Annotated in this window: 12 protein-coding genes and 2 pseudogenes; 5 read left to right on the top strand and 9 right to left on the bottom strand. The window is 61.9% G+C overall.

Annotated elements, in window-relative coordinates:
- A pseudogene (locus tag VNX23_RS29230) lies at positions 1 to 165 on the bottom strand (family 3 adenylate cyclase); the annotation flags it as partial.
- Positions 166 to 286: 121 nt separating this feature from the next.
- On the opposite strand from VNX23_RS29230, the gene VNX23_RS29225 reads away from it, so the two are divergent.
- The gene (locus VNX23_RS29225) at positions 287 to 619 is read left to right on the top strand and encodes a cyclic nucleotide-binding domain-containing protein (protein ID WP_325635050.1); all 333 of its coding nucleotides are present in this window, start codon (positions 287 to 289) and stop codon (positions 617 to 619) included.
- Between the two features lie 172 nt (positions 620 to 791).
- On the opposite strand, the gene VNX23_RS29220 is transcribed toward VNX23_RS29225, so the two are convergent.
- Together VNX23_RS29220 and VNX23_RS29215 are read right to left on the bottom strand one after the other, a co-directional pair.
- Positions 792 to 1,526 (bottom strand): sulfate transporter family protein, encoded by a 735-nt coding sequence (locus VNX23_RS29220; RefSeq protein ID WP_325635049.1) that lies wholly within the window; start codon positions 1,524 to 1,526, stop codon positions 792 to 794.
- A 215-nt stretch (positions 1,527 to 1,741) separates the two neighbouring features.
- Entirely contained in the window at positions 1,742 to 2,665 is a 924-nt protein-coding gene (locus VNX23_RS29215) for a YiiX/YebB-like N1pC/P60 family cysteine hydrolase (RefSeq protein ID WP_325635048.1), read from the bottom strand.
- 521 nt (positions 2,666 to 3,186) lie between these two features.
- Between VNX23_RS29215 and VNX23_RS29210 the strand changes: the two genes are divergently transcribed.
- Positions 3,187 to 4,578, top strand: a complete 1,392-nt coding sequence (locus VNX23_RS29210) for an NAD(P)/FAD-dependent oxidoreductase (RefSeq protein ID WP_325635047.1) — start codon at positions 3,187 to 3,189, stop codon at positions 4,576 to 4,578.
- Between the two features lie 252 nt (positions 4,579 to 4,830).
- Here VNX23_RS29210 and pheT read toward each other — a convergent pair whose 3' ends face one another.
- From pheT to rpmI, 5 genes are all read right to left on the bottom strand, one after another.
- Entirely contained in the window at positions 4,831 to 7,236 is a 2,406-nt protein-coding gene (gene pheT / locus VNX23_RS29205; protein WP_325635046.1) for a phenylalanine--tRNA ligase subunit beta, read from the bottom strand.
- A complete protein-coding gene (locus tag VNX23_RS29200; protein ID WP_325635045.1) occupies positions 7,233 to 7,751 on the bottom strand; it encodes an endonuclease domain-containing protein in 519 nt (172 codons plus the stop codon). The genes pheT and VNX23_RS29200 overlap by 4 nt, the downstream gene beginning before the upstream one ends.
- Before the next feature lie 10 nt (positions 7,752 to 7,761).
- Positions 7,762 to 8,844 (bottom strand): phenylalanine--tRNA ligase subunit alpha, encoded by a 1,083-nt coding sequence (gene pheS, locus VNX23_RS29195; RefSeq protein WP_325635044.1) that lies wholly within the window; start codon positions 8,842 to 8,844, stop codon positions 7,762 to 7,764.
- A 192-nt stretch (positions 8,845 to 9,036) separates the two neighbouring features.
- On the bottom strand, positions 9,037 to 9,396 hold the full coding sequence (gene rplT / locus VNX23_RS29190) for a 50S ribosomal protein L20 (protein WP_325635043.1): 360 nt from the start codon (positions 9,394 to 9,396) through the stop codon (positions 9,037 to 9,039).
- A 78-nt stretch (positions 9,397 to 9,474) separates the two neighbouring features.
- Positions 9,475 to 9,675 carry a 50S ribosomal protein L35 gene (rpmI, locus tag VNX23_RS29185; RefSeq protein ID WP_029585522.1) on the bottom strand — a complete coding sequence of 67 codons (201 nt, stop codon included), beginning with the start codon at positions 9,673 to 9,675 and terminating at the stop codon, positions 9,475 to 9,477.
- Positions 9,676 to 9,701: 26 nt separating this feature from the next.
- Between rpmI and VNX23_RS29180 the strand changes: the two genes are divergently transcribed.
- Together VNX23_RS29180 and VNX23_RS29175 are read left to right on the top strand one after the other, a co-directional pair.
- The gene (locus VNX23_RS29180) at positions 9,702 to 9,869 is read left to right on the top strand and encodes a hypothetical protein (RefSeq protein WP_325635042.1); all 168 of its coding nucleotides are present in this window, start codon (positions 9,702 to 9,704) and stop codon (positions 9,867 to 9,869) included.
- A gap of 69 nt (positions 9,870 to 9,938) precedes the next feature.
- Entirely contained in the window at positions 9,939 to 10,364 is a 426-nt protein-coding gene (locus VNX23_RS29175; RefSeq protein ID WP_325635041.1) for a hypothetical protein, read from the top strand.
- Between the two features lie 129 nt (positions 10,365 to 10,493).
- On the opposite strand, the gene infC is transcribed toward VNX23_RS29175, so the two are convergent.
- Positions 10,494 to 11,033: a translation initiation factor IF-3 gene (infC, locus tag VNX23_RS29170; protein ID WP_079573138.1), complete on the bottom strand. Its 540-nt coding sequence runs from the start codon at positions 11,031 to 11,033 to the stop codon at positions 10,494 to 10,496.
- Between the two features lie 275 nt (positions 11,034 to 11,308).
- Here infC and VNX23_RS29165 point away from each other — a divergent pair.
- Positions 11,309 to 11,671 (top strand): annotated as a pseudogene (locus VNX23_RS29165) (alpha/beta hydrolase); the annotation flags it as partial.

Here is an 11,671-nt window from a genome sequence, read left to right as displayed (position 1 = left end):
GCCGGTTGTCTTTACGATCCGCCCTGCGTACTCGCTAATCTTCGGGTCGACCAATTCCCTTCGGTGGGTTTTAAATTGTGCGAGCGTTCCCTCTTCGTCGGCACCCATAAGACGCGAGTAGCCAGCCACATCGGCCGCGAGGATGGCCGCTAGGCGCCGTTCCATGCGCTCCCTAGACAAGCAAAGGTCTCCTCGGCACAGAGCACTACCCGCCGAGAAGATACTGAAAAGTCGCTTTGGCGTCCCGGATTTCAGCAACTAATCGCGCCCTTTTTTACCAGGCGGTGTGCGGCAGGGCGAAATCCTGTTCAGCCGGGGAGACGAGGCCGATGGTCTCTGCATGCTGCTCGCGGGCAACGTGCTTCTCAGGGAGATGGATCACTGGTTGGGAGCCGGCGACCTCTTTGGCGAAATCGCACTTTTTTCGGCGGACCGTCGCCGCACACAAACCGCCGTGGCAGCCAGTGATATCGAGCTTCTCTGGATGAGCGAGAAGCAGTTTTCACATATCTGCAATCAAAACCCGGGTGTCGCGATCTATTTCCTGCGAATGACGACCGAGCGGCTGCTGTCAATACGGCGAGGCTCCGCGCTCCCGGCAATGGAGAATCACACGTAAGGCATGCCTGCCTTGCGCGACGGCTCGATCAGTTCCGTACCTGGAGCTCTGATTCCGAAGCTCGCAATTCATTGCCGCGACCTCTGATGCGAACTTCGGAATCAAAGGAGCTCCAGCAATTATCGGTTTCTGATGCGGCTTTGAATTTGAAGTTCCTATAACGATATTGCGGCTACGCTGACAGGAACTTCAAATTCGCCGCATCAGGCCCGCTCAGGCGCTTGTGCATGTGAACCATGAACGCCATGCCGAACAGCGGCGTTGCCAGATTGACGACCGGTATGGACACGAAGGCCGCAATGATGAGACCCGCCGTAAATATGGTCGCGGCGTTGTCCCTCCGCATCGCCTTGGCTTCTTCCGGCGGACGGAACCGCATCGCCGCGAGTTCGAAATATTCACGTCCCAACAGCCATGCGGTGGCGATGAAGAAGGCGATAAAACCGACGCCGGCAAAGAAAACGAAAGGCAACGCGATCAGGTACACCAGGATCGTGAGCAATGCCGTCTTGACACCCTCGGTCATGGCAAGACCGAACGGCAAGGCCACGCCGGGACGCTCAGACGGATAGTGCTCTTGCTCGACATGGTCGGCGACCTCGTCGACGAAGACGCTCGCGACCAGCGAAGTGATCGCGGGCATCAGCAACACCGCACCGAACACGATGCCGAGGCCGGCGGCGATCGATACGATCCAGGCCAGGATGTCGAGCGGCGTCTGGAAGCCGGGGCCCAGTATTGCCTCGAGCCAGTGTTCGCCCGAGGTCGCAAGCCAGCTCAACAGCCGCTGCAGGCCGATCGACACGATCACGATCAGCACCAGCGCGAGCCCGATCGATCGCCACAGGATCGAACGCATCGGCGGCGACAGGATTTGCGACAGCGCCTTGACGGCGGCATCCAGCATTGCGGTTTTTCCCTTCGCGAAAGCCCCCGCGACAGCTAGATATTCCAGCAGGCTTCGACAAGGGCGACTGGCTGTTGGGTGGCAAAGTGGCGGGGCCGAATACCGGCAGCTGGCTGCGGCGGAATGTCCAGGCCTCCGGCGCAACGTCCAAGCCCGATCGGGGCTGCGCGATCATCGTGTGACGCTTGGCGCAGCGTCCGGTCGGCTCCAGGACTTTAAGGCGAGATATTTGTCGTCGACACCGTCACGCAGTCGATCAGCACCACTTCTTCTTCCAGCACTACTTCCCCAGCCGGAAGCGGCGCCTCTTCGTCAACCGTTTCAGGAACAAGCGGCGGCGACTTGTGCGTTTCTGGAAACACACCGAACTTGCCCGCCACCTCCTGGAGCGGCTTTTGTTTATCTGCCCAGTGCAAGGCGGTGTAATCGAAACCGTGGACGATGGTGGGTTTGACGATCTCGAAATAGGGCGAGATGTCGAAATCGCGCGGCATATAGAGCGATGAATCGCGGATGTGCAGAATTTCGCGCCGCGCCTGGCGGGAGCCGGCGCGCGTGATCCTGGGCAGGATCGGGTAGCGCACGGCATCGAAGGCTTGCGCAATCAGCGCGGAGCAGATGATCTTGGTGGGATCGCCCGAACCGAACGCGATCATTCGCCGCCGCCAGCGCTGCGGGATCGGCAGCGGAAACAGATAGCGCATCAGGTCGAGAATATTCTTGGTGTCGTAGCCGAAGCCGATCCGGTTGATGGCATAGCGGCACACCGTGTAGCGGTCCTCGTAGGTCAGGCCGACCGGCCGGCATAGGCGCGTGTGATAGCTGAAATATTTCGACAGCGGTGCGGAGGTGACGCCCTCGCCGATATTGGCTTCGATCAGCACATGCGGCTCGCCGTTCAATTCGGTGGCGCCGTCGATCGGACCTACGAACAGCGCGGCATGCGACCATGTCGACTGGGTGAGATACTTGATGATGCCGGAGACGCGGTTGTTGCCCTCCACGAGGAGGACGTCGCCCGGCTGGATCACACCGCGCAGGTGATCCGGATCGCTGGGCGTGAATGGCTCATAGCCCGGCACTTCCTTTTGCAGATAGGAAGCGATCCATTTGCCGACGGTGTCGAGCATCACACCCATGAGGTCTCCCCCAAATGACCTTACTAGTGGAGTGGATTTGACATTCGCTACCCACCTATCCGCAAGTTGGAAAGGCGAATGTCAAATCCAAAACTCCACTAGAACCTATATTTGGTAGTGGTCCTTTGATTCCAACATTCGCAAAACTGCTTGCCGAGATGGGATGCGAATGTTGGAATCGGACCACTAGCCGCTTTTTTGAAGCCTTATCATGACCGAAAGCTGTTGCAATTTAGTTCATGCGCAGGGTTGATCAATCATGATTGATTCACCATGACGGTTGCAGTCGCCGGTCCGTTACCGACATTCGCATGCCGTCCGCGCTGGCACTTCTGCCAATGTTGGAATCGGCGGGCCACGAGCAAATATTGGTTTTGAGTGGGGTTTTGGACTTGACATTCGCTTTTCGAATTCGCCGCCGGTAGAGTAGGTAGCCGAATGTCAAACCCACCGGTTAAGTGCTTGCATGCGGAATGTTCGCTTGAGGTTCCCTTCGGTCTCAAAATTCTGGAAACCATGAAATGGCAATGACGCGACGCGACCTGTTTTGGGCATCCGCGGCCGCGATCGCGGCGGCGCCTGCCTTTGCACGTCGTGCATGGGCTGCGCCGTTGCCGCGTGACGCCGATATTGTGGTGATCGGAGCCGGCGCCGCCGGCATTGCCGCGGCACGGCGTGTCCAGGCCGCCAACCGCAAGGTCATCGTGGTGGAGGCGACGCCTCTAATCGGTGGACGCTGCCTCACCGACACCGGGACCTTCGACGTGCCGTTCGATCGCGGCGCGCGATGGATCCACAATCCCGATACCAATCCGATTGTGAGGCTGGCGCGCAACGCCGGGCTTGAGCTCTCCGCAGCGCCGCTTGCGCAAAAGATCCGCATCGGCCAGCGCAATGCGCGCCCCGGCGAAACCGAGCAATTCCTTGCCGCGCTCGTCCATGCCAACCGCGCCATCGACGACGCTTCGCGCGGCAAGGCCGATCAAGCCTGCGCCTCGGTATTGCCAAAAGATCTCGGCGACTGGGTCGGGACGACGGAATTCGTGCTCGGTGCCAACGGCACGGGCAAGGATCTCAGCGATGTTTCGGTCATGGACAGAGCCCGCGCCCAGGATCGCAGCACGATCATCGGCTGCCGCCAGGGGCTCGGCGTCCTGATCGCCAGGCTCGGCGCGCAGATCCCGATGTCGCTCTCGGCGCCGGTGAGCCAGATCGGTTGGAGCAATCGTGACGTTGTGGTCGAAACACCGGCAGGCAAGATCGCCGCGCGTGCCGCTGTCGTCACCGCATCGAGCAACGTACTCGCCGCCGGAAACATCAAATTCACGCCCGAGATGCCGAAGCGCCAGCTCGAGGCCGCGACAAGACTCACGCTCGGCAGCTACGATCGCATTGCCCTGCAATTGCCGGGCAACCCGCTCGGGCTTTCGCGCGACGACACCGTCATCGAACAAAGTAACTCGACGCGCACCGCGCTGTTGTCGGCAAACATCGGCGGATCGGCGTTGTGCGTGATCGATGTGGCCGGCTCGTTCGGCCGCGATCTGTCGGCCCAGGGTGAAAAGGCGATGGTGGCGTTCGCGGTCGAATGGCTGACCAAACTGTTCGGCAACGATCTCGCGAGCGCGGTCAAAAAGTCGAGCGCCACCCGCTGGAATGCATCGCCGTTTGCGCTCGGCGCGATGTCGGTGGCTCCGCCCGGCGCCCAGCCATTGCGCAAAACGCTGGGTGAGCCCTTCGGCAACGTGTTCCTCGCCGGCGAAGCGACGCACGAGACGCTGTGGGGTACGGTCCACGGCGCCTGGGAAAGCGGCGAACGCGCGGCCGAGGTTGCCTTAAGAAAGATCGGAGCGATCAGCGAGCCGGTGGCCGCGCCCTCGCGCGCGCCGAAACAGCGAAGGCGCGGATCGTAAGCCGGGACCTTGGAGCCGGATGTAGTTTGGTTGAATCGCTTCGCCGACTGATTCGGTTCACCTCTCCCCGTTGGGGAGAGGTCGATTTGCCAACGGGTCGGCGCGAAGCGCCGCCCGATGATAAACTCCGCAAAATCGGGTGAGGGGCCATGCTCGTATGAGAGACCGTACCCCCCTCACCCCCGCCCTCTCCCAAAGGCAGAGGAGGCGCACTTTCATCGCCGACACAGTTCAACCTAGTCTCAATATGATTTACCGCAGCACGCCGCCGGTTTTCTTGTTGACTTCGGCCACGATTTTCGCGGCGACCGCATCGATCTCCTGATCGGTCATGGTTTTCTCGCGTGGCTGCATCGTGACCGCGATGGCAACGGATTTCCTGGCCTGATCGATGCCCTTGCCTTCGTAGACGTCGAACACGATCACCGCCGTGATCAGCTTCTTGTCGACGCCTTGTGCCGCGCGGACGATATCGCCGGCCAAGACGGCGCGGTCGACGATGAAAGCGAAATCCCGCGATACCGGCTGGAAGGGCGAGAGTTCGAGCGCGGGCCTGGCACGGGTCGGCTTCTGCTTGACCTCGGGAATGCGATCGAGAATCACTTCGAACGCCACCAGCGGGCCGTGGGCACGGAGCGCCTCCAGCGCGCGTGGATGCAACTCGCCGAAATATCCGAGCACATTTTGCGGGCCGATCTGGACCGTGCCCGAGCGGCCCGGATGCAGCCAGGGAGCGCCGCCGGGCACGGCCTGCAGCGCCTGCATCGGCGCGCCGGCAGCGGACAACACCGCCAACGCGTCCGCCTTGGCATCGAGCGCGTCGGCCATCACTGAGCCGGACCAGTGCCGGCCGATACCTTCCGATGACGCAAAGCCGTGACGCACACCCGCAGCGGCGGTGAGCTGGTCTTCCGGCCTGTCACCCACGAAGACCTGGCCGACTTCGAACAGTGCGACGTCCGCAAAGCCGCGGTCGGAATTGGCCTGCGCCGCGGCGACCAGGCCCGGCAACAGGCTCGGCCGCATGTCGGAGAGATCGGAGGCGATCGGGTTGGCCAACGCGAGCTCCGCCTTGCCGCCGCCGAACAGCTCGGCGTGGGATTTGGAGATGAATGACCATGTCACCGCCTCGACCATGCCGCGCGCGGCAAGCGCGCGCTTGGCGCGTCGGGTGCGCAACTGGATGGGTTTAAGGATCGGTTTGCGCGGCGTCTCGCCACGATCGAACGGCGTCTCGGGCACCTTGTCGACGCCGATGATGCGCACGATTTCCTCGACGATGTCGGCCTTGCCGTGAACGTCCGAGCGCCACGAAGGCACTGCGACCTTCACCACCGCCCCGGTGCCGGCCAGCATGAAGCCGAGATGCGTGAGGATGCGCTTCATCTCGACAAGGGGCACGTCGATGCCGGCAAGGCGCTTGACCTCGCTCTGCGGGAAATCGATCACGCGATCGTCGGGAAACGATTTGCCTGCGACGACAATTTCCGAAGGCGTGCCGCCGCAGATTTCCGTCACCAGCCGTGTCGCCATCTCGAGCCCCGGCACCATGAACGCCGGATCGACGCCGCGCTCAAATCGATATCGCGCGTCCGAATTGATGCCGAGCCTGCGGCCGGTGTGGGCGATATTGATCTCGTTCCACAGCGCCGATTCGATCAGAACGTCCGTGGTGGTTTCCGAGCAGCCGGAGGCTTCGCCGCCCATGATGCCGGCGAGCGATTCGACGCCGTGCTCGTCCGCAATCACGCAGATCTGGCTGTCGAGCGCGTAGGTGCGGCCGTCAAGCGCCAGCAGTGTCTCGCCCTCGCGCGCGCGGCGCACGGTGAGATTGCCCTTAACCTTCGCCGCGTCGAACACGTGCAGCGGCCGGGCGCGGTCATAGGTCATGAAGTTGGTGATATCGACCAGCGCGTTGATCGGCCGCAGGCCGATCGAGGTCAGGCGCCTTTGCAGCCACTCCGGCGACGGGCCGTTCCTCACGCCGCGCACCAGTCGCAACGCAAAGCCCGGACACAGGGTCGGATCTTCGATCCTGACTTTCACCGGGCAGGGGAATTCGCCCTTGATCGGCCGGATGGCGGGATCCCTGAATTTGCCCATGTCGGCGGCGGAGAGATCGCGTGCGATGCCATGGACGCCGGTGCAGTCTGGCCGGTTCGGCGTCAGGTTGATTTCAAACACGGGATCGCCGAGCCCGGCCCATTCCGCATAGGCAGCACCGATCGGGGCATCCGTGGGCAATTCCATGATGCCGTCGTGGTCTTCGGAGATTTGCAATTCGGCAGCCGAACACAGCATGCCGCGGCTCTCGACGCCGCGAATGGTGCCGACGCCAAGCGTGATATTCTTGCCGGGAATGTAGGTTCCTGGCGCCGAGAACACGCTGACAAGACCCGCGCGCGCATTCGGCGCGCCGCACACGACCTGCACCGGGGCGCCGCCGTTACCGGTGTCGACCATGCAGACCCTCAGGCGATCCGCATTGGGGTGCTGGTCGGCCGAGATCACGCGCGCGATGGTGAAGGGCGCAAGGGCCTTGGCCTTGTCCTCGATGTTCTCGACCTCGAGCCCGATCATGGTGAGCTTGTCGGCGAGCTTTTCGACAGGCTCGTCGGTGTCGAGGTGTTCCTTCAGCCAGGACAGGGTGAATTTCATGGCTCGGTGTCCCGGATCGCTTCACCTCCCCCCATGAGGGGGAGGTCGGTCGGCTTTGCCGACCGGGAGGGGGGTACTGATTGTGCGACAGTCACGGCAATTCTTTCCAACACCGACTCGCAATGAAGGAGCACATCGGAGTTCCAAGACCGAAGAAGACGGTAGCCTTTCGAGTTCAGCCACTGCTGTCGCCTGATGTCGTAGCGAGTTTCTTGATCATTGCCATGTTGGCCGCCGTCGAGCTCGATCACGAGCCGATGCTCGTGACACACGAAGTCGACGATGAACGGGCCGATGGGCACTTGGCGACGAAAACCGAGACGGTTCAGGCGATGGGCGCGCAGGCGGGTCCAAAGAATCCGTTCGGCGTCAGTCATTTCCGATCGCAATGACTTTGCCCGGAATCGATTTATGCCCGTGATCGAGCGATGCGCGGGTGCAGCACCCCCCTCCCGGTTCGCTGCGCGAACCGACCTCCCCCTCAAGGGCGGAGGTGATTCCCGATACTTCGTCATGAGCGCGGCCTCACGAGCTCAATCCTCCCGCGAGCGTCGGTACGTCGAGCGGCTTGAAGCCGTAATGGGAAAGCCAGCGCACGTCGCCCTCGAACATTTGCCGCAGATCGTGCATGCCGTATTTCAGCATCGCGATGCGATCGATGCCCATGCCCCATGCAAAACCCTGGTAGAGGTCGGGATCGATGCCGCAGGCGCGCAGCACATTGGGATGCACCATGCCGCAGCCGAGAATCTCGAGCCAATCCTCGCCCTCGCCGAAGCGGATTTCGCCCTTGTCACGCCGGCACTGGATGTCGGCCTCGAGCGAAGGTTCGGTGAACGGAAAGAACGACGGGCGAAAGCGCATGTTGATGTGATCGACCTCGAAGAACGCCTTGCAGAATTCGTGCAGGATCCATTTGAGGTGACCAAGATGCGAGCCCTTGTCGATCACGAGACCTTCGACCTGGTGAAACTGCGGCGTATGCGTGGCATCGGAATCGATGCGATAGGTGCGGCCCGGGCAAATGACGCGGATCGGCGGCTTCTCGGCGAGCATGGTGCGCACCTGCACCGGGGAAGTGTGGGTACGCAGCAGCATGCGCGAGCCGTCTTGCTTTGCGGGGAAGAAGAACGTGTCGTGCATTTCCCGCGCCGGATGGCCTTCGGGAAAATTAAGCCTGGTGAAATTGTAGTCGTCGGTCTCGATGTCGGGACCTTCGGCAATCGAAAAGCCCATGTCGGCGAAGATCGTGTTGACTTCCTCGAATACCTGGCTGAGCGGATGAATGCGCCCGGCTTCCGCTGGCGCCTCGCGCACGGGAAGTGTGACGTCGATGGTCTCGGTGGCGAGCCGGGCGTCGAGAGCTGCGGATTTGAGGATTTCGCGGCGCGCGGCCAGCGCTTGCGTGACCCTGTCCTTGGCGAGGTTGATGGCCGCGCCTTGCGTCTTGCGCTCCTCCGGCGACATTTTGCCCAGCATCGCGAGCAGGGCCGAGATCGAACCTTTCTTGCCGAGCGCTGCGACGCGCACGGCTTCGAGCGCGGTCTCGTCGCCTGCGCCGGCGATCTGGCCGAGGATGGTTTGTTCGAGGGTTGAAAGGTCGGTCACGGCAATCCCTTTCGGCCAGGATGCTAAGCCGTTGCTCCTAGCCCTTCATGCCCGGGCTTGTCCCGGGCATCCACGCCTTTCGGGCCCGCGACAAGCAAGACGTGGATGGCCGGGGACGCTCGTACCAAGACGCGCTTCGCGCTTTTGCCCGGCCATGACGAGTTCAAAAACTTCTCAAGGGCCCGATGCTCCTCAGGCCGCGAGCGCCGCCTTGGCCTTTTCGGCGATCGCGGCAAACGCTGCCGGCTCGTGGATGGCGAGGTCCGAGAGCACCTTGCGATCGACCGTGATCCCCGATTTCGAAAGGCCGTTGATGAAGACGCTGTAGGTCATGCCGAACGGCCGCACCGCGGCGTTGAGACGCTGAATCCACAGCGCGCGGAACGTGCGCTTCTTGCGCTTGCGGTCGCGGAAGGCGTATTGCCCGGCCTTCTCGACCGCGGCCTTGGCGGCGCGGATGGTGTTCTTGCGGCGGCCGTAAAATCCCTTGGCGGCCTTGTAGACTTTCTTGTGCTTGGCGTGAGAGGTCACACCGCGTTTGACGCGAGACATGACGGGTCTCCTTCAGATGAAAATGGGTGACGGATCGCCGCGCGGACGCGGCTCGGCTCAATGGGACCGCGAGAGCGATCAGGCGTTCGGCAAGAAATATTTCTTGATGTTGTCGCCGTCGGTCTTGAACAGCACACGGGTGCCGCGGAGCTGACGAATCTGCTTCTTCGTCCGCTTGATCATGCCGTGGCGCTTGCCGCGCTGGGCGTGCATCACTTTGCCGGTGGCAGTCACCTTGAAGCGCTTTTTAGCGCCTGACTTGGTCTTCAGCTTGGGCATTTTGCTCTCCTGTTGCCGCAGAAAAAATGCGCCCGAAAGGCGCTTTCGCGGCTGAAATGCTCGTTAGAGCGTTGAAAATGCTCGGTTATTTCCGAAATGAGATAACCAGCATGGGCATCGCCACGGCAGCCCTTGATCAGCCGGGCGATGAAGGCTGGGCTTATGGCAGAACCACGCCGAATTGGCAACGATGAACCGTAAAACCGTATTGTTTGACAGATAGGCTCACGCCACTCACCGCGCAGCCAGAAGAGCAGGAAAAAATGACGATATCAGCGCGGACAATTGCCTTTTCTGCCGATTCCAGGCGCGCTGGCGCCTTACGATGGATATTCAGCGCTGCCGTTGTCGCCGCCCTGGCCGCGCCCGGCGCCGCCGATGCCAGGACCCTGCGCAGGACCGGCGGCTATGACGGGGTCTGGAACGTGCTGATCATCACCCAGTCGGGCTCCTGCGACCCTGCCTACAGCTATCCGTTCCAGGTCTCGGGCGGCCGCATCTCGTCGGCCGGTGCTGCCGATGTTTCCGGCAGCGTCGGCGCCGGCGGCGGCGTCACCGTGCGGATTTCGGCCGGCGGATCGGTTGCGACCGGCAGCGGCCGGCTCGGCGGCAGCAGCGGCGTCGGCCGTTGGAGCGCAAGACTTTCCAGCGGCAATTGCAGCGGACGCTGGCAGGCGACGCGGGGCTAGAGCTCTTTCCGGATCCGCACGATTCGCCAAAAAAAAACGTAAAGAAAAAGGCCCGCCAGATCGCCTGGCGGGCCGTATTCAATATTCACAAACGCGCAATTTTCACAAACGTGAACGGCTGATTTTCAATCAGCGCGGCGCCAGCACCATCACCACCTGACGGCCTTCAAAACGGGCGTCCTGCTCGACCTTGGCGTATTCGGCCACGTCGGCCTTGACCTTGTCCAGGAGCTTGGTGCCGATTTCCTGATGCGCCATTTCGCGGCCGCGATAGCGCAGGGTGATCTTGACCTTGTCGCCTTCCTCGAAGAAACGCTGCATCGCGCGCATCTTCACTTCGTAATCGTGATCGTCGATCATCGGCCGGAGCTTGATCTCCTTGATCTCGACCACTTTCTGTTTCTTGCGGGCTTCCGCGGCCTTTTTCTGCGCCGAATATTTGAACTTCCCGTAGTCCATGATCTTGCAGACGGGAGGCGCGGTATTGGGCGAAATCTCCACGAGATCCATTCCCGCCTCTAGGGCCATCTTGATGGCGGCGACTGTCTCGACCGTGCCGTGGTTCGTGCCGTTCTGATCGATCAGCTGAATCGTGGCGTTGCGGATTTCATCATTGGTGCGCGGCCCGTCTTTGGTGGCAGCGGGCGGGGCTCTGTTGGGACGGCGAATGGGTAGCTCTCCAAGGTTGTGAACGAGGTACGTAGTTTGAAGGAATAAGGCGCTGCGGGCAAGCAAACTCGCGCAGGTGACCGCGAAAAGCATCAAATGCGAGGCTTTTTGGTCACGCCACACAGCGCCGACGGGAACGAAATGTTCAGACTTGCCCACATAGAGGCCAAGCCCTCGTTTCGCAAGCGCTGAGCCGGTCATCAAGCCGGTATTGCCGTCCGTTGACGGATCGGCCGTGCTCACTCAAACAGCAGCGAACCGGAGGCGCGATCCCCATGACCAGTTCCGCTGCAGCAGGGCAGCCGCCCATCTTTATCGAAATAGGCAACGGCAACGCGGCGCGGCGCATCGCGGTGCGTGCCCGTAGAGGCGCTACGCCGGGGCTGTTCTGGCTGGGGGGCTTCAATTCGGACATGCAGGGCACCAAGGCCCTGGCCCTGGACGCATGGGCCGCCGAGCACGGCCGAGCCTGCGTCCGGTTCGATTATTCCGGCCACGGCGAATCCGGCGGTGCGTTCAGCGACGGCACCATCGGGCGCTGGCTGGAAGAGAGCTTGGCGGTGTTCGAACAGTTTTGCTCAGGTCCGCAAGTCGTGATCGGCTCGTCGATGGGCGGTTGGATGGCGCTGCTGCTGGCA

It is taken from the genome of Bradyrhizobium sp. (assembly GCF_035570375.1).
Classification (GTDB): domain Bacteria; phylum Pseudomonadota; class Alphaproteobacteria; order Rhizobiales; family Xanthobacteraceae; genus Bradyrhizobium.
Note: the sequence above shows the minus strand (reverse complement) of the source record. Positions and strands in the feature narration are given on the sequence as shown.

Excerpts from the sequence above, each read along its gene's own strand:
- VNX23_RS29220 (WP_325635049.1), bottom strand. The coding sequence starts at position 1,526 with ATGCTGGATGCCGCCGTCAAGGCGCTGTCGCAAATCCTGTCGCCGCCG.
- VNX23_RS29215 (WP_325635048.1), bottom strand. The coding sequence starts at position 2,665 with ATGGGTGTGATGCTCGACACCGTCGGCAAATGGATCGCTTCCTATCTG.
- VNX23_RS29210 (WP_325635047.1), top strand. The coding sequence starts at position 3,187 with ATGGCAATGACGCGACGCGACCTGTTTTGGGCATCCGCGGCCGCGATC.
- pheT (WP_325635046.1), bottom strand. The coding sequence starts at position 7,236 with ATGAAATTCACCCTGTCCTGGCTGAAGGAACACCTCGACACCGACGAG.
- VNX23_RS29200 (WP_325635045.1), bottom strand. The coding sequence starts at position 7,751 with ATGACGAAGTATCGGGAATCACCTCCGCCCTTGAGGGGGAGGTCGGTT.
- rplT (WP_325635043.1), bottom strand. The coding sequence starts at position 9,396 with ATGTCTCGCGTCAAACGCGGTGTGACCTCTCACGCCAAGCACAAGAAA.
- rpmI (WP_029585522.1), bottom strand. The coding sequence starts at position 9,675 with ATGCCCAAGCTGAAGACCAAGTCAGGCGCTAAAAAGCGCTTCAAGGTG.
- VNX23_RS29180 (WP_325635042.1), top strand. The coding sequence starts at position 9,702 with ATGCGCCCGAAAGGCGCTTTCGCGGCTGAAATGCTCGTTAGAGCGTTG.
- VNX23_RS29175 (WP_325635041.1), top strand. The coding sequence starts at position 9,939 with ATGACGATATCAGCGCGGACAATTGCCTTTTCTGCCGATTCCAGGCGC.